The sequence below is a fragment of the Kutzneria sp. 744 genome (assembly GCF_000568255.1).
Lineage (GTDB): Bacteria > Actinomycetota > Actinomycetes > Mycobacteriales > Pseudonocardiaceae > Kutzneria.
In genome coordinates this window covers 4,050,232-4,065,707 of record NZ_KK037166.1, presented here as the reverse complement: position 1 = coordinate 4,065,707, position 15,476 = coordinate 4,050,232, and the positions used below count along the sequence as shown (strand labels likewise).

16 protein-coding genes are annotated in these 15,476 nt (G+C 69.6%); 5 read left to right on the top strand and 11 right to left on the bottom strand.

Translation table 11 applies throughout. The features are described from left to right. Nucleotides 1-109 precede the first annotated feature (109 nt). On the bottom strand, nt 110-658 hold the full coding sequence (locus tag KUTG_RS18190; RefSeq protein WP_043718377.1) for a TetR family transcriptional regulator: 549 nt from the start codon (nt 656-658) through the stop codon (nt 110-112). A 447-nt stretch (nt 659-1,105) separates the two neighbouring features. On the opposite strand from KUTG_RS18190, the gene KUTG_RS18185 reads away from it, so the two are divergent. After that, complete coding sequence (locus KUTG_RS18185; protein ID WP_084579460.1) at nt 1,106-1,873, top strand: SDR family NAD(P)-dependent oxidoreductase; 768 nt, start codon at nt 1,106-1,108, stop codon at nt 1,871-1,873. Here KUTG_RS18185 and KUTG_RS18180 read toward each other — a convergent pair. Together KUTG_RS18180 and KUTG_RS18175 are read right to left on the bottom strand one after the other, a co-directional pair. After that, nucleotides 1,842-2,627 (bottom strand): alpha/beta hydrolase family protein, encoded by a 786-nt coding sequence (locus KUTG_RS18180; RefSeq protein WP_043718375.1) that lies wholly within the window; start codon nt 2,625-2,627, stop codon nt 1,842-1,844. The two genes, KUTG_RS18185 and KUTG_RS18180, sit on opposite strands and share 32 nt — an antisense overlap. A gap of 3 nt (nt 2,628-2,630) precedes the next feature. Next, nucleotides 2,631-3,119, bottom strand: a complete 489-nt coding sequence (locus KUTG_RS18175) for a CGNR zinc finger domain-containing protein (protein ID WP_052394842.1) — start codon at nt 3,117-3,119, stop codon at nt 2,631-2,633. 92 nt (nt 3,120-3,211) lie between these two features. Here KUTG_RS18175 and KUTG_RS18170 point away from each other — a divergent pair, with 92 nt between their 5' ends. Continuing rightward, the gene (locus tag KUTG_RS18170; protein ID WP_043718372.1) at nt 3,212-4,141 is read left to right on the top strand and encodes an NAD-dependent epimerase/dehydratase family protein; all 930 of its coding nucleotides are present in this window, start codon (nt 3,212-3,214) and stop codon (nt 4,139-4,141) included. Nucleotides 4,142-4,145: 4 nt separating this feature from the next. On the opposite strand, the gene KUTG_RS18165 is transcribed toward KUTG_RS18170, so the two are convergent. Genes KUTG_RS18165 through KUTG_RS18150 form a run of 4 tightly spaced genes read right to left on the bottom strand, consistent with a single transcriptional unit; the run spans nt 4,146 to nt 8,057 of the window. After that, nucleotides 4,146-5,339: an ABC transporter permease gene (locus tag KUTG_RS18165; protein ID WP_043718369.1), complete on the bottom strand. Its 1,194-nt coding sequence runs from the start codon at nt 5,337-5,339 to the stop codon at nt 4,146-4,148. Further along, nucleotides 5,330-5,995, bottom strand: a complete 666-nt coding sequence (locus tag KUTG_RS18160; protein ID WP_043718367.1) for an ABC transporter ATP-binding protein — start codon at nt 5,993-5,995, stop codon at nt 5,330-5,332. The genes KUTG_RS18165 and KUTG_RS18160 overlap by 10 nt, the downstream gene beginning before the upstream one ends. Continuing rightward, a complete protein-coding gene (locus KUTG_RS53580; protein ID WP_157494610.1) occupies nt 5,992-7,137 on the bottom strand; it encodes a peptidoglycan-binding domain-containing protein in 1,146 nt (381 codons plus the stop codon). Before KUTG_RS53580 ends, KUTG_RS18160 begins: the two co-directional genes overlap by 4 nt. After that, on the bottom strand, nt 7,137-8,057 hold the full coding sequence (locus KUTG_RS18150) for a DUF3558 domain-containing protein (protein ID WP_043718365.1): 921 nt from the start codon (nt 8,055-8,057) through the stop codon (nt 7,137-7,139). The genes KUTG_RS53580 and KUTG_RS18150 overlap by 1 nt, the downstream gene beginning before the upstream one ends. A 71-nt stretch (nt 8,058-8,128) precedes the next feature. Here KUTG_RS18150 and KUTG_RS18145 point away from each other — a divergent pair, with 71 nt between their 5' ends. Next, nucleotides 8,129-8,620 carry a SigE family RNA polymerase sigma factor gene (locus KUTG_RS18145; RefSeq protein WP_043718363.1) on the top strand — a complete coding sequence of 164 codons (492 nt, stop codon included), beginning with the start codon at nt 8,129-8,131 and terminating at the stop codon, nt 8,618-8,620. Then, entirely contained in the window at nt 8,617-9,315 is a 699-nt protein-coding gene (locus KUTG_RS53575) for a hypothetical protein (RefSeq protein WP_052394837.1), read from the top strand. Before KUTG_RS18145 ends, KUTG_RS53575 begins: the two co-directional genes overlap by 4 nt. On the opposite strand, the gene lexA is transcribed toward KUTG_RS53575, so the two are convergent. Continuing rightward, entirely contained in the window at nt 9,312-9,977 is a 666-nt protein-coding gene (lexA, locus tag KUTG_RS18135) for a transcriptional repressor LexA (RefSeq protein ID WP_043718362.1), read from the bottom strand. The two genes, KUTG_RS53575 and lexA, sit on opposite strands and share 4 nt — an antisense overlap. A 709-nt stretch (nt 9,978-10,686) precedes the next feature. Here lexA and KUTG_RS18130 point away from each other — a divergent pair. Beyond that, nucleotides 10,687-11,604 carry an o-succinylbenzoate synthase gene (locus KUTG_RS18130; RefSeq protein ID WP_052396611.1) on the top strand — a complete coding sequence of 306 codons (918 nt, stop codon included), beginning with the start codon at nt 10,687-10,689 and terminating at the stop codon, nt 11,602-11,604. Here the strand turns inward: KUTG_RS18130 and KUTG_RS18125 are convergent. The 3 genes from KUTG_RS18125 to KUTG_RS61390 form a co-directional block, all read right to left on the bottom strand. Further along, on the bottom strand, nt 11,581-12,750 hold the full coding sequence (locus KUTG_RS18125; protein ID WP_052394835.1) for an MFS transporter: 1,170 nt from the start codon (nt 12,748-12,750) through the stop codon (nt 11,581-11,583). The genes KUTG_RS18130 and KUTG_RS18125 overlap by 24 nt on opposite strands. A 157-nt stretch (nt 12,751-12,907) precedes the next feature. Next, the gene (locus KUTG_RS18120) at nt 12,908-15,013 is read right to left on the bottom strand and encodes a PQQ-dependent sugar dehydrogenase (protein ID WP_198047219.1); all 2,106 of its coding nucleotides are present in this window, start codon (nt 15,011-15,013) and stop codon (nt 12,908-12,910) included. Between the two features lie 196 nt (nt 15,014-15,209). Continuing rightward, nucleotides 15,210-15,383: a hypothetical protein gene (locus KUTG_RS61390; RefSeq protein WP_198047218.1), complete on the bottom strand. Its 174-nt coding sequence runs from the start codon at nt 15,381-15,383 to the stop codon at nt 15,210-15,212. Between the last annotated feature and the right edge of the window lie 93 nt (nt 15,384-15,476).

The following is a 15,476-nucleotide window of genomic DNA, read 5'->3' as shown; positions in this document are numbered from 1 at the left end:
TTCCGTCGCCGGCACCACGCGTCATGAAGGTTTGCGTGGCAGCAAAGACGCGGCGGCGACGGAACAGGATCGACCCCCACCCGGGACGGCGGGTGGGGGTCGATCCCTTTTATGCCAACAGCTTTTTCACGGCGTCGACCACCGTGCGGCGGCGGAACTCCCGGGTGGAGGCGTCGGCCAGCTCCGGGTTGGTCGTGGCCCAGGCGGCGGGGATGGCCTGGAGCAGCACGAGAAGCTGCACGGGATCGAAGTGGGTGGCCACGGCGCCGTCCACCTGCGCCTGTCGAAGCCGTTCCAGGCGAACGCTGTTGACGGCCGAGACGGCGGGCAGGACGCCGTTGCCGCGTTCGAGTCGGTACCAGGTGGACAGTCGAAGCGTCACGGGATGGGCCTCGTAGTGGTCGAACAGCCGGCCCGCGTAGGCCGGCAGGTCGCCGGCGTCGAACGGCACCAGCTCGTAGAACTCGGCGATGGTGCGGGCGAACGCCGCCTCGAACAGGTCGTCCTTGTTGCCGAAGTACGAGTAGATCAGCGCCTTGTTGCAGCCCGCGGCGGCCGCGACCCGGTCCACCCGGGCGCCGGCGATGCCGTGCTCGGCGAACTCGGCGGTCGCCGCCTCCAGCAGTCGCTGTCGGGTGGCGTGCGCGTCCCTGGCCATGGTGTGAGCGTAGCAACTAACCAGTTAGTTGACAGCACCGCGCCGGAGTGCTGTCATGGTTATGTAACTATCCAGTTAGTTAGAGAGTGAAGGCGGTAGGACGATGAGGACCTGGCTGATCACCGGAAGCTCGATCACTGAAAGTGCCGCTCCCTCTTAAGACATCGGAGCCACCCTTCATGGTCTAGATGCATGCATAGCTAGCCATTGCTAGGTTATGTGTGGGACCAGGCGGGCCCTGTAAGCTACAGATACACATGGTATCAACGCGCAGACATCAAGGGGCCGCTCGCTGTCGGCCTAGGCTTGTGCTACTTCAGCGACCTCACGAGCGGGGAACTCTTCTGATGGTAAAACGTGACAGACCAATCATTAAAACTCCTTGCCTCCCGCGATCGTTTCTGTTGAGATCGCGTTTCTTTCCACTCGCTACTTGAGACCGCCGCGCTGGCCGGCGGCGACACCGTGGTGGCGACCGCGCGCAAGCCCGAGCAGCTGGACGACCTGGTGCGGGAGTACGGCGACCGGGTGGCGCCCTTCGCCCTGGACGTCACCGACGGGGCGCAGGCCGAGGCGGCCGTGCGGTTCGCGGTGGACCGCTTCGGCCGCCTCGACGTCGTGGCCAACAACGCCGGCTACGCCGCCAGCGCGCCGATCGAGCACATGCCGGAAGCCGACTTCCGCGACCAGTTCGAGGCCAACTTCTTCGGCGTGGTCAACGTGACCCGCGCCGCGCTGCCGGTGCTGCGCAAGCAGCGCTCCGGCCACATCCTGCAGTTCTCCTCGGTCGGCGGCCGGGTCGGCGGCTCCCCGGGCATGGGCGCCTACCAGTCGGCCAAGTTCGCCGTCGAGGGCTTCTCCGAGGTGCTGAACAACGAGGTCAAGCCGTTCGGCGTGAAGGTGACGATCATCGAGCCGGGCCCGTTCCGCACCGACTGGGCGTCCTTCTCCGCCGACCAGGTGATCGACTCCGACTACGACGGCACCGTCGGCGAGATGGACCGTTTCCGCGCCAAGACCTCGGCCGACTGGCCCGGCGACCCGGTCCGCGCTGCCAAGGTGATCGTCGACGTGGTCGACGCCGACGAGCCGCCGCTGCGCCTGCTGCTCGGCGCCACCGCCGTCGACCTCGTGCGCAAGTCGCAGGATTCCCGGGCGGCCGAGGTGGAGAAGTGGGCCGACGTCAGCCGGTCGGCCGACTTTCCTCAGGCCTGAACGCGTATCGGGGCGCCCAGGCCGCCAGCACCGAGGCCACGAAATTGGCGTCGGGCTGCCGGGTCAGCAGGTGGTCGGCCCCGTCGATGGCGATGAACGACTTGGGGTGCCGCGCGGTGTCGAAGATCCGCCGGGCGTGGTCCACGCCGACCAGCTCGTCCACCGGCGAGTGCATGACCAGCAGCGCGGCGTCCAGCTTGGCGATGCACGCGGCCTGCGGCTGGGCGGCGACGTCGGCCAGGAAACTGGCCCGCACGCGGAACTTCCGCCCGCCGAGCACCACGTCCGCCTCGCCGTCGCGTTCGATGTCGTCCCGCCGGTCGCCGAGCAGGTGCAGCACGTGCTCCGGGTCCGCCGGCGCGCCGATCGTCGCCACCGCCCGTGCCTCGGGAATCCGGCGCCGCGCCGCCAACACGGCCGCCCCGCCGAGCGAATGCCCGATCAACAGGGTCGGCGCGGCGTAGGTCGTCCGCAGGTGGTCGGCGGCCAGCACGAGGTCTTCGATGTTGGACGAGAAGTCGGTGTTGCCGAAGTCGCCACCCGAACCGCCGAGACCCGTGAAGTCGAAGCGCAGCACCGCGATGTCGTAGGCGGTGAGCGCCTTGCAGATCCGGGACGCGGCCAGCACGTCCTTGCTGCACGTGAAGCAGTGCGCGAACAGCGCGTAGGCGCAGGGCGTGCCTTCCGGCAGTTCGAGCCGGGCGGCCAGCGGCTCGCCCAGCGACCCGGTGAATTCGGTCTTCGCACTGTGCATCGATCAGTCCTGACGGTGGCGCTGGTAGTGGCGGGCCACCCGCGCCCGGTTCCCGCAGCTGGGCGAGCACCACTCGCGGCGCGTGTGTTCCTTCACGAAGTACAGCACGCAGTTCGGTGCCAGACAGGCGCGCAGCCGCCTACGCTCCGCGCCGGCAAGCAATTCGAGCCCCATGGTCGCGATCACGCCCGCCGCCGGCCCGTGCAACGTGCGTTCCGGCGGCCCGCCGTCCGGCCAGATCAGCCGGGCCTGCGCCTGCTCGGCCAGCACGTTCAGGACGGCCAGCGCCGCCGGCCGCGACATCGGGTCGACGGGCGCGCGGGGGTCCTCGGTGGCGTCGGCCGCGAGCCTTCGCAGCGCCCGTCGCAGGTCACGTAGTTGGCCGAGATCCACCGGCCCGGGCAGGTCGGCCGCGTGCAGCCACGCGTCGTCCAGCACGTCCCCGTCGGGGCGGACCGTGTTCATCAGCTCAACCGGCAGCGGTTCCGGCACCCCGTCAACCTAGCACACCGCTAATGGAACCAACTCGTGCTATCCATTTGGCCCCTGTCGGCGGGTCCGGGCCGCGTGCACAATGCCTTGCCATGCAGGTGCTGGTCACAGGGGCGTTCGGCAACATAGGTTCGAGCGTGGTGGCCCAGCTGCGCCTCCAGGGTCACGAAGTTCGCCAGTTGGATGTGCCCAGCAAGGCCAACCTCCGCCGGGCTCGGGGCGCCACCAACGTCTTCTGGGCCGACATCCGCGACGCCGACGCCGTGCAGCGGGCCGTCCGCGACCAGGACGTCGTGGTCCACCTGGCCGGTCTCATCCCGCCCCAGGTCGCCGAGGCCCCCGAGGTCGCCCGGGCCGTCAACGTCGGCGGCACCCAGAACATCCTCGACGCCGTGGTGCGCCACGACTCCCGCATCCTCTTCGCGTCCACTTTGGACGTCTACGGCCACACCCAGCACCTCGTCCCGCCCCGCCGCGTCACCGACCCCGTGTCCGAGACCGACGAGTACTCCGGGCACAAGATCCGCTGCGAGCAGCTCGTCCGCGAGTCGCCACGGCCCTGGGCCATCTACCGCTTCGGCGACGTCCCGCCGGCCGAGGCCCGCCGGCCGCACCCCGTCATGTTCGCGATTCCCCTGGACAACCGCATCGAGCTCGTCCACCGGGACGACGCCGGCCTGGCCGTGGCGAATGGAATCAACGCTGCGATCTGGGGCCACACCTGGCTGATCGGTGGCGGGCCCAGTTGTCAGGTGCGGTACCGGGACATGCTCGGCCGTGCCCTGGACGCCTTCGGGCTCGGTGCCCTGCCGGACTCCGCGTTCAGCACCGAGCCGTACTGCACGGACTGGCTGGACACCGAGGAAAGCCAGCGGGTGCTTCAGTTCCAGCGCCACTCCTTCGAGGAGATCATGGCGTACGTGGTCGAGGCCTCCCGGCCGCCGCTGGCCGCTCGGCTGGTGCTGCCGTTGGTGCGGGGCATGGCCCGGAGGCAGATTCTCAAGCTGTCGCCGCATTTCTGAGCGGCTAGGTGCCGGCGCGGAGGGCGTCGACCGGCTCCAAGGTGGCGGCGCGGAGGGCGGGGTAGAGGCCGGCCAGCAGGCCGACCAGGGCGCCGGCGAAGGGCGCGCCGGCGGCAAGGGGAAGATCGAGGACGGGTGTCCAGTTGTTGAGGGCGGATATGGCGACCACGGCGACGATGCCGGCACTGGTGCCGATGACGCCGCCGATGAGGCCGACGGTGCCGGATTCGACGAGGAACTGGGCGGCGATGTGGCGGCGGCGGGCGCCGAGGGCGCGGCGGAGGCCGATCTCGCCGATGCGCTCCATGACGGTGACGAGGGTGACGTTGGCGATGCCAATGGCGCCCACGACCAGGGAAACGAGGCCCAGCACGACGAAGAGGCCGTTGACGTCATGTTCGACGCCGCCGCGCAGGGTGGCGGGGTCGGGCGGGGCGACCACCTGGAGCTGGGCGTGGTCGTTGGGGCTCAAGGCAACGGGGGCCTGACGGGCGATCAGCGGGGCGGCGCCGAGGTCGGTGCGGATCAACACCTTGCTGGGGGCGCCGATGTGCAGGCGGTCGGCGGCGGCGGTGTAGGGCAAGATCACCGAGGCGTCGAGGGCATGGTCGAGATCGAGGCCGGAAGAGGCGAGAACGCCGATCACGGTGAAGGCCTGGTCGTTGACGAACACGGCGGGCTGGTCGTCGACGCGGGTAATGCCCAGCAGCTTGGCGGCGGTGGTGCCGAGAACGGCGACACGGTCGTGCCGGGTGACGTGACCGTTGTCGAAAAAGCGGCCCAGGGCAAGGGAACCGTTCACCACCTCGGGCAGGCCGGCGGTGGCGGCGACGACGGGCAGCGAACGATCGGTGACGGTGTTGGGGTCATGCAGCTCATTGGCCCGGACGGAAGGATTGGCAGCGGGGTCCATTTCGGACACCGAGGCGGCGGCATGAACGCCGTTGAGCCGCAACAGGTCCGATAAGCCGGACCACGACACCAGCGGATGTGGCGCCGTCGGAACGGTCACGGTGACGCCGGTGGCGCTGACGGCGTCGAAACGGCCGGCGATCTGGTTGCCGGCGGTGGTGGCGACGCCGAGGGTGATGACAAGAGTGGTGATACCGATGAAAGTGCCGAGCATGGTCAGGGCGGTCCGCACGGGACGGGAGACGACGCCGGCCAGGGCCTCGTCGCCGAGATCGATCAGTCGCACAGCCGGCCGTCCTCGATCCGCACCCGACGCTGGGCGCGCCGGCTGACCTGCTCGTCATGGGTGATCACGATCAACGTCACGCCCCGCGCCGCCAACTCGTCGAACAGGTCGAGCACGCCGGACGTGTTGGCCCGGTCGAGGTTCCCGGTGGGCTCGTCGCACAACAACAGCGCCGGCCGGCCCAACAGGGCGCGGGCGATGGCCACCCGCTGACGCTCGCCGCCGGACAGCTTGTCGGGACGGAAATCCTTGCGGTGGCCCAAACCGACCTGCTCCAGGGCCTGAGAAGCCCGCTCCGAACGGTGCTTGCGATCGGAAGAGCCGTACAACTCGGCCATGGCCACATTGTCGACCGCGCTCCGATAGGACAACAGGTGAAAGGACTGGAAGACGAAGCCGATCCGGCTGCCACGCAACGAAGTGCGCTCACGGTCGCTCAAGCCGGCGGTCTCCACGCCGTCCAGCTGGTAGCTGCCGGAAGTGGGTCGATCCAACAGGCCCAAGGTGTTCAACAAGGTCGACTTGCCGGAGCCCGAGGCGCCGACGATCGACACGTACTCGCCACGGGCCACGCTCAGATGGACGTCGCTCAACGCCTCCACCGGCGGATCGGCCGGGAACACGCGGCTCACGGCGTCCAGCTTGATCACGGTCACTTGCTGCCCACCACCACGCGGTCCCCGACGGCCAGACCGGTGCCCGACACCTCGACCAAGCCGTTGGCGGTCAGACCCAACCGCACGCCGACGTCCTGCACGGAGCCGTCCTTGCGCTGCACCTGCACGCGTGTCGACCCGTCCTGGCTGGTCGCGACGGCGGCGACCGGCACCACCAGAACCTCGCCGTTCGTCTTGCCGACCTCGATGTCGATCTTCGCGGCCTTGTTGGCATAGGCGGCCAACGCGGCCGGGTCCTGGGCGACCAGACGCAGCGGCGTGGCGTCCGAAGTAGACTGTTGCTGCTGCTGGGGCTGTTGCGCCGCACTGGGTTGCACGGGCTCATCGGTGGGCGGCGGCGCGGCGTCCTTGCCGATGGCGTCCACCTTGGCCGGCATGGTGGTGCCGTCGGGCAGCGTCAAGGTGGCGTTCATGCCGGCGTGGATGAACTGGGCATCGGCCGACGGCACGGTGCTCTGGATGTTCACGGTGCTGTTGGTGACTGTGCCGATCGGCCCGGTGGCGGTCGCGCCGGCCCGCGTGGTGACGGTGTCCACGCGGACCGGAAGCGTTGGCAGGAAAAGAATCTCGCCCGACGGGACGGTCACCTTGTCGGCCTCGGCCTGCGGCTCGTAGCCGGCATGCTCGTACCAGCGCTTGACCTGGATCTGCGTCACCACGTCGAACGTGCCGCTGGTCAGGTGCCCGTAGCCCAGGGCGGTCAGCGCCTGCTGGAGCTGCTTGACGTCATCGCCCTTCATGCCGTCGGACAAGGTCCGGTACATCGGAACCTGGCCCGGCAGCAGGAAAACCGGCCGGCCGCTCACTTCGAGCAGCCGCTGGCCGGAGCCGACCGTCGTGCCCATGGCGGGGGCCCGGGTCACCAGCTGCGTCGCGGTCCCGCCGACCGTGCCGGTCAGCGTCAACGGCGTCGCGCCGGTGTAGCTGATCGTGCCCTGCGCGGTGATCGTGCTGGCCAGGGCCTGCTTGGCCACCCCGACCGTGATCAACGACGCGGGCGGCGGCTGGTGCGCGGCGGCGGCGTCGGCCGGCGAGGTGATCTGGGCGCCGACCGCCCAGCCGGCCGCGCCGGTCGCCAGGGCCACGCCGACCACCAGCAGCATCACCCGTCTCGGGTTCATCAGCCGACACCGACCTGGAGCAGCTTCTCCACGAACGGCTTCGCCGCCGCCTCATAGGCCTTGCCGCACTCCAGGTCGTCGAGGGAGATCTTGATCTCCTTGGTCAGCGCCTGCTTCTTGTCCACCGCCGGGCTGTTGGTGTGCTCCTGCTCCACCGTCTGCTCCAGGGTGTGCTCGATCACCCCGGGCTTGGTGCTGGGCACGGTGTAGCCATGCTGACGCAGGCAGTTGCCGTAGTCCTGGGCGGCGGCCAGCACGGTCGCGTCGGTGGTGAACTGCTGCTCGGCCAGGGCGGCGGCGGCCTGGGCCGTCGGGTCGGTCGTCACGGCGGGGCCGTCGTCGATGTTGCCCAGCTGCTTGCGGATCTTGTCGGAGCAGCCGCCGGTCTTGATGTCGGTCTTCTTGCTGGCGGTCGTCAGCTGCTGCCGGGCGCCGCCGTCGAAGGCCTGGTCATAGGCCTGCTGCCGGGCTGGGTCGAGGCCGGCGCGGATGGCGTTGTTGGGGTTGGACTCGGGGCCGGCGGCCGGCTTGACCACGTTCGGGTCGTTGGGGAAGACGTCGCCGGCGTAGTAGGCGCCGTAGCCGTACTTCTGCCGATACGGCTTGAGCACGTCGTACGGCACGAGCGCCGGGTCCTTGCCGGCCACGTTGCCGGCGGGCCGGCTGTAGTGCTGCGGGTGCGGCACGTACTGGAAGCCGGCGGCCTTCATGCAGTCGGCCATCAGGTTCTCGAACTTGATGGACCAGGCCTCGGCCTTGCCCTCCGGCGTGTTCGTGTCCGGGGCCGCCTCGGTAGGCGTGGATGCCGAGGAAGAGGTGCCGGCCGGGGTGGTCGAGGTGGCCGAAGGGGCACCTCCGCAGCCGGCCAGCAGCACGCCGGCCGCCCCGACGGCCAGCAGCGCCCTTATCGTGGTGGTCATGACGGTCTCGACGGGCGAGTGCGCCAAAAGGTTGAGGCAACCCCGCGCGGCCGCCCGGCGTCGGAGCAGTCATGGCCAGAGGTGACGTCGAGTTCGTGGAGTTCGTGCGGGCCAGCTCCGCGCGCCTCCAGCACGCGGCGTACCTGCTGACCGGGGACCGCCACCAGGCCGAGGACGACGTGCAGACGGTGCTGGTGCGGGTGTACACGGCGTGGCCCCGGATCCGCCGGCAGGACCCGTTCGCCTACGCCCGCAAGGTGCTGGCCAACATGGTCATCGACCGCTGGCGGCGGCCCATCCGGGAGGACGCCACCGAAGAGCTGCCCGAACGGCCGATCCCCGACCTGGCCGACGGCGTCGCGACCCAGGAGTGGCTGCTGCGGGCCCTGGCCCTGCTGTCGCCGCGGGAACGGACCATCGTCGTGCTGAGGCACTTCTGGGACCTGTCCGAGGCCGACGTCGCCGTCGAGCTGAAGGTCTCGGTCGGCACGGTGAAGAGCACGGCGTCGCGGGCGCTGGCCAAGATGCGCATGTCCGAGGCGCTCATGGAGCGTGTCTCATGAACGACGTCGACCGCCTCCGGGAGGCCATGGCCGAGCCGCCGGACCAGTGCTTCGCCCCCGTCGACGTGGCGCGGGTGATGCGGATCGGCGGTCGCCGCCGGGCCCGCCGGCGCCTGCTGACCGGGGCCGCCATGATCGTGGCGTTCATGGCCGTGGCCGGCAGCGTGCTCGGTGTCCAGATCTTCCGGGATGCCCAGGACCACAACACCGTCACCGTGTCCGCACCGCACACCGTGACCACCGATGTGGTGCCGATGGGCACGGTGGTCGACACGGGCATCGCGGACGCCGAAGGCCGCGCGGTGTTGTTCTTCGCGCACGTCCGCGACGCCACCGGATCCGCCAAGTACCAGCTGGTCCTGGCCCACAAGGCGGCCGACGGCAAGCTCACGCCCACGCTCACCGTCGACGCCGATCTCGCCGGCAACGGATTCCACAGCGTCACCACCGGCCACCCGGGCAGCTATGTGCCGCTGTTCGGCTTTTTCGTCGGGCCGGTGCAGCATTTCAAGTCCGTGTACGCGGGCACCCCGCTGCCGGTGGACGGACAGCGGGTGCCCGAGCTGAACGTCACCATGTTCTGGGCGCTGCCCAAGTACGACGCCGAGGGCATCACGCAGGCCAGCGTGGTGCAGCTGTCGGCGTTCGACGATCAGGGCGCCCTGCTCGATTACGGCCAGGGGCCCGGCCGCTAAACGGAGCGCAGCACCGTCGCCACCACGCCGAGCACTTCCGCGCGGTCGCCGTCGATCACGCTGTAGGCCGGATTCCGCGGTTCCAGATACACGTGCCCGTTTTGCTTCCGGTAAACCTTCACCGTGGCTTCACCGTCGATCATGGCGGCCACGATCTGCCCCGAATGGGCCTCCTGCTGCTTGCGGATGACGACGATGTCGCCGTCGCAGATCGCGGCGTCGACCATCGAGTCGCCGCGGACCCGCAGGCCGAATACCGTGCCGCGGCCGGTCAGTTCCCGAGGCAGGGTCAGAATGTCGTCGACGTGTTCCTCGGCCGTGATGGGAATACCGGCGGCGATGTCGCCGACCACGGGAACGCTGACGGCGCCGTCGCCGTGCTCGCGGCTGCGGCCGTTGCCGCGCAGGAAGTCCCGCACGTCGATCGGGCGCGACACCGAGGCGCTGCGCCGCAGGTAGCCCTTTTCCTCAAGGGCGGCGAGGTGCTTGGAGACCGAAGAGTTGGACTTCAGGCCGACGCGGTCCGCGATCTCGCGCGTGCTCGGCGCATAGCCGTACTCGACCACCCACTCCTTGATCGTGGCCAGGATCTTCACCTGCCGCTCGGGGAGCGACTCCACGTCCATGTCCTGGAACGGGTCGAAATCGGTGTATGCGGTCACCGGTTGATCATAGGACGGGCCCTTTTCGCGGAATCCGGCGGACACCCATTCCGGTTGTCGTCCGACACCGTCCGTCGTGATGTCGACGCCATCGCCGGCCGAAGGGCTGGCCGCGCGGTCGAACGGCCGGCAAACATGATTGATGCTCGGGCCTCCGTTTTCACACCATCGTGTCGCGGAGGGTTCGGCGTGTCGCTTGACGGCAACGCCTGTTCTGACAGAGGCGGATCGACATCCAGGAGGAGACATGAAGCGCATCGCCTTGCTCGGCGCCAGTCTGTTCGCGATGGTCGCCCTGGCCGCCGCGCCGGCCTCGGCCGCCCCCCGTCGACCACCCCGGCGACGGCGACTGCTGGACGCAGCACCACCACTACCAGTGCGACGACGACTGGTGGGGCTGGAACGACGGCATCGGCGGGCTCGGGATCGGCATCGGGATCGGGATCGGGCTCTGAGCGGGACCCGCTGCCGAGAACCGGCCCGGACCGGGTGCCGTTATGCCTAGGGTAAGGTGCTCTGATCACCCAAGCTAGACTCCACATAAACAATAACAGCAGGCCTGTGGTGTAACAGGTACTTCACATTGGAGGGATTAGGCGACGAGAAATGCCAGCAGTTGGTGTACGACTTTTGTCACGGGTTTTCATCATGGGGGATCTAGGGTGGCACCGTGCCTGCCTTCGACGACGTGCGGTTTTTCGCCATCCCGATGACGACCCGGTTCCGGGGCATCACCGTGCGGGAAGGCGCGGTGCTGCGCGGCCCGAACGGCTGGGGCGAGTTCTGCCCGTTCGACGACTACGACGACGCCGTGGCCGCGACCTGGTTGGCCACGGCGGTGGAGCAGTGCACCGAGGGCTGGCCGGCGCCGGTGCGGGACCGGATCCCGATCAACTGCACGGTGCCGGTGGTGGAGCCGGCTCGCGCGTACGAGATCGTGGCGGAGTCGGGGTGCGGCACGGCCAAGGTGAAGGTGGCCGACCACCCGGCGTCGCTGGGCGAGGACATCGAGCGGCTGGCGGCGGTCCGCGACGCCCTCGGGCCCGCCGGGAGCATTCGCATCGACGCCAACGCGGTGTGGGACGTGGACACCGCCGTCGCGCACATCCGCCGGCTGGAGCGGGCGGCCGGCGGGCTGGAGTACGTGGAGCAGCCGTGCCGCACGATCGAGGAGCTGGCGGCGGTGCGGCGCAAGGTGGACGTGCGCATCGCGGCCGACGAGTCGATCCGCCGGGCCGAGGATCCGCTGAAGGTGGCGGTGGCCGGGGCGGCCGACGTGGCGGTGATCAAGTGCACGCCGCTGGGCGGGGTGCGGCGGTCGATGCGGGTGGCCGAGGCGGCCGGCCTGCCGGTGGTGGTGTCCTCGGCGTTGGAGACGAGCGTCGGCCTGGCCGCGCAGCTGGCCCTGGCCGGTGCGCTGCCGGAGCTGGATTTCGCTTGCGGGCTGGGAACGTTGTCCCTGCTCACGGGCGACCTCGTGCGGGATTCCTTCCAGGTCGTGGACGGATTCCTGCCGGTGACGACGCAGGCGCCGACGCCGGATCCCGAGCTGTTGGAGGAGTTCGCGTTGACCGGCGACAGGCTGAAGTGGTGGCAGGAGCGGCTATCCCGCGTGCTGGCGCTGTGACTTCGGCGCTGCCAGCACGGCGGCCGGCAGGCCGATGAGCGAGGCCGTCAGTCCGAGGGCCGCCACCGCGTACCAGCCCCACGCGTCCCAGAGCTGGGCCCCGAACGCGGATCCGGCGGCGATGCCGAGGAACCGGGTGAAGAAGTACAAGGTGTTCAACCGGTTGTGGTGCGCACTGTCCAAACCGAACAGAACGGCCTGGTTCACCACCTGGTTGCCCCACACGCCGACGTCCAGCAGCACCGTGCCGATCACGAACCAGCCGATCCACTCCTGCCCGATGGACAGCGCGACCCAGGCCAGCAACACCAGGCCCACCAACGTGAACTGGCCGAGCCGAGGCCCGAAGCGGTCGGTGAGCCGGCCGGCCACCGGTGACGTCAACGCGCTGGCCGCGGCGACCAGCCCGAACAGGCCGACGATCGCCGGCCCGAGGCCGAAATCGTGCAGCAGCACGAAGGACAACGTGTTCCAGAACGTGCCGAAGGCGACCCCGACGACCACGCCGGCCGCGCACACCCCGAGCACGATCCTGTTGCCCAGCAACAGCCTCGGCAGCGACCGTAGCACCGCCGGGTAGCTCATGGACGACCGCGCCGGCGCGCTGGGCAACATCATGACCAGCACGAGGCTGACGATCACCATCATGCCCACCGAACACCAGTAGATGGCCCGCCAGCCCAGCAATTGCCCGATCGCGCCGGCGTAGGCCCGGGACGCCAGCAGCCCGACCAGCAGGCCGCCCTGGAGGATGCCGACGACGTGACCACTGCGTTCGCCGCCGGCCAGCGCCACCCCCAGCGGCAGCACCAGCTGCGGAATCGGCGTCAGCAGGCCGATCGCGAACCCGGCCGCCGCCAGCCAACCGACCGACGGTGCCAGCGCCGCCCCGGCCAGTGCCAGCGTCGTCGCCGCCATCAGCGTCAGGATCAGCGGCCGCCGGTCGCGGATGTCGCCCAGCGGCACCAGCAGCAGGATGCCCGCCGCGTAGCCGAGCTGCGTGGCCGTCGGTACGATGCCGGCCGTGCCCTCGCCGATCCGCAGGTCGGCGGCCACCTGCCCGAGCACCGGCTGGATCAGGTAGATGTTCGAGGAGGCGACCGCACAAGTGGCGGCCAGCACCGTGGTAAGGCGACGGGTGAGCATTGCACGTGAATCTAGCAGCGGGGCCGAAAGCCGGCTCGTGACCGCTCGGCCCCGCCGCTGCTTCGCCTGGTTGCCGGATTTCGACCGCCGCCACCAAACGTGCGCATCCACACGAGCTGATGCGGCGGGCGAAATCCGGCAAGGGCGAGGCAGTGGCTTAGAAGGGGCCGAGCCGCGACGCCGAAGGCGGCGCCAGTGACACGTGGAAGATCTGGTCGTTGCTGTTGTGCGGGGTGCTGTCCTTGTCCCCGTTGTTGGACGTGGTCAGCCAGATGCCGCCGTCGGGCGCGGGCTCGACGGTGCGCAGCCGGCCGTAGGTGCCGTCGAAGAACACCTGCACGTTGGTCAGGCTGTCGCCGCTGATCACCTCGCGGTAGAGGCGGGTGCCGCGCTCGCAGGCGACGTAGAGCACGTCACGGACGATGGTGATGCCGCTGCACGAGCCCTGAGCCACGGGATAGGTGTGCTTGGGCTTGAGGTAGCCGGCATTGCCGCAGCTGCCGGACGTTCCCTCGCACGAGGGCCAGCCGTAGTTGCCGCCCTTCACGATCAGGTTGGTCTCGTCCATGATGCTGTTGCCGAACTCCTGCTCCCACAGGCGTCCCTGGGAGTCGAAGGCCAGCCCCTGCACGTTGCGGTGCCCGTAGCTCCACACGGCGTTGTGGAAGGGATTGTCGGCCGGGATGCTGCCGTCCGGGCTGATCCGCAGCACCTTTCCGTTGAGGCTGCTGGTGTTCTGCGCGTTGTCGCCGTTCTGGGCGTCGCCGGTGCCAGCGTAGAGGTACTTGCCGTCGGGGCTGAAGCGCAACCGGCCGCCGTTGTGGAACTTGTTGCGCGCGATGCCGGAGACCAGGATCTGCTCGGTCGAGGTCTGCAGCGCGTCGGCGCTCGGGTCGTACTTGATGCGCACGATCCGGTTGTCGGACGGGGAAGTGTGCATGATGTAGAGCCAGTGGTCGCTGCCGAAGCTGGCCGGGTTGATCTCCAGGCCGGTCAGGCCGCCCTCGCCGTCGGTGCTCTGCACGTTGGGCACGGTGCCGATGACCTTCTTGGCCCCGGTCTTGGGGTTCAGGTGCACGATGTCGTGCACGTCCCGCTCGTTGAACAGGATCGTGCCGTCCGGCAGCGTGACGAAGCCCCACACCACGTCGTCGCTGGCCCCGACCTGGGTGACGGTGCAGATCGGTTGGGTGCAGGAGCCGCTCGTCGTCGTCACGTCCAGGGTGGCCGAGGGCGGGCTGGCGTTCTTGTTGCCGTCGGACGCGGTGACCTGGAGGTGGTAGGCCGTGTTCGGCGTCAGGGCGCTCAGCTGCGCGCTGGGCGTTGCGCCGCTGGAGGATCCGATCGCCACCGGCGAACCGTTGACGACGTTGTAGACCGTGTAGCCGGTGACGCCGACGTTGTCCGTGGAAGCGGTCCAGGCCAGGCCGATGCTCGTGCTGGTGACGCTCGTGGTGTGCACGTTGGTCGGCGCGGTCGGCGGCATGTGGTCGTCCGACGGCTGCGTGGTGACCGACAGCGTGGGGCTGGGCTGCGAGACGTTGCCGGCGCTGTCGCGGGCGTTGACGTAGAAGCCGTAGGTGGTGCTGGGGCTCAGGCCGTCGCAGGTCCCGGTCGTACCGGTGACCTGCGCGCACAGCTGGCCGTCGTGGTAGATGTCGTAGCCGGCGACGGCCACGTTGTCGGTCGAGGCCGGCCACTGGATGGCGGCGCTGGTCGGGGTGCTGCTCACCAGGGTCGGTGCGCCGGGCGGGGTTGGGGGAACGGTGTCGCCGCCCGCGCCGTAGACCTGGAACTCGTCGAGCGAATAGCCCTTGCTGGCATCGGTTCTACAGCGCGCTGTGCCGTAGACCCGGACGTAGCGGCCGGTCCCGGACAGGCCGGTGAGGTTCTCGACGCCGCCCTTGCCGGACGTGGTGGTGTAGATCGCCGTCCAGTTGGTCGTGTCGGGGGAGACCTCGATCCGGTACGCCTTGGCGCACGAGGCGTCCCAGGTCAGCTGGACCCGGTTGACGGCGTAGGTCGCGCCGAGGTCGACGTAGATCCACGACGGGTCGACGTTCGCCGCGCTGGCCCACCGGGTGGTGGTGTTGCCGTCGACCGCGTTCGCGGGCTGGCAGCAGCCCCCGGAGGAACTGGCGACGACGGGTTTTACCCTGCGACAGCAACGTGTCCGCCGCCGAGGCCGGACCCGCGGTCCCGGCGATGACGGCGAAGACCGCCACGCGCCGGCGACAAGTCTGGCTAGGCTCGTTCTGGCCACAGCCCGCACCTTCCACTCGCATCGGATGTCTGGCGCGGCGGCGGTGTGAAAACGTTTACAGGGGGAATGTACGAGGGCGGGCAGGGCGCGTCAACCGGCTGACGGGCCGGGCCCCGGGGCTGGTCGGGCGTGGGGTGTGACAAGGCGGCGGGGCGGGCTGGCGGGGCGGGGTCCGGCGGGTCAGGGCGGCCGGGCGTCAGCCCTGGCGGCGACGTCGGTAGTGGTCGGCCACCAGGGCGGCGGCGAAGGCCAGCGTCACCAGCCCGAAACCGATACCGAGCAGGACATTCTGGCCGGAAGCGGACGTCACGACGTTGGCGACGGCGCTGACGGCCAGCAGGACCCAGAGGACGGGGCGGGTTTTGGTCATGCCAAGACTCTAGGAATCGGCGTCCCCACGCACGATCCAGCGGGCGGGAGAATCGGCGGTACAGCAGGCTGTACTTATGGGTGCTCGGCGTGG

Bases quoted from the DNA above. Each gene is read 5' to 3' on its own strand.
- KUTG_RS18190 (WP_043718377.1), bottom strand. From the start codon at position 658: ATGGCCAGGGACGCGCACGCCACCCGACAGCGACTGCTGGAGGCGGCG.
- KUTG_RS18145 (WP_043718363.1), top strand. From the start codon at position 8,129: ATGGCCAGAGGTGACGTCGAGTTCGTGGAGTTCGTGCGGGCCAGCTCC.
- KUTG_RS61390 (WP_198047218.1), bottom strand. From the start codon at position 15,383: ATGACCAAAACCCGCCCCGTCCTCTGGGTCCTGCTGGCCGTCAGCGCC.
- KUTG_RS18180 (WP_043718375.1), bottom strand. From the start codon at position 2,627: ATGCACAGTGCGAAGACCGAATTCACCGGGTCGCTGGGCGAGCCGCTG.
- KUTG_RS18130 (WP_052396611.1), top strand. From the start codon at position 10,687: ATGACGACCCGGTTCCGGGGCATCACCGTGCGGGAAGGCGCGGTGCTG.
- KUTG_RS18150 (WP_043718365.1), bottom strand. From the start codon at position 8,057: ATGACCACCACGATAAGGGCGCTGCTGGCCGTCGGGGCGGCCGGCGTG.
- KUTG_RS53575 (WP_052394837.1), top strand. From the start codon at position 8,617: ATGAACGACGTCGACCGCCTCCGGGAGGCCATGGCCGAGCCGCCGGAC.
- KUTG_RS18125 (WP_052394835.1), bottom strand. From the start codon at position 12,750: ATGCTCACCCGTCGCCTTACCACGGTGCTGGCCGCCACTTGTGCGGTC.
- KUTG_RS53580 (WP_157494610.1), bottom strand. From the start codon at position 7,137: ATGAACCCGAGACGGGTGATGCTGCTGGTGGTCGGCGTGGCCCTGGCG.
- KUTG_RS18170 (WP_043718372.1), top strand. From the start codon at position 3,212: ATGCAGGTGCTGGTCACAGGGGCGTTCGGCAACATAGGTTCGAGCGTG.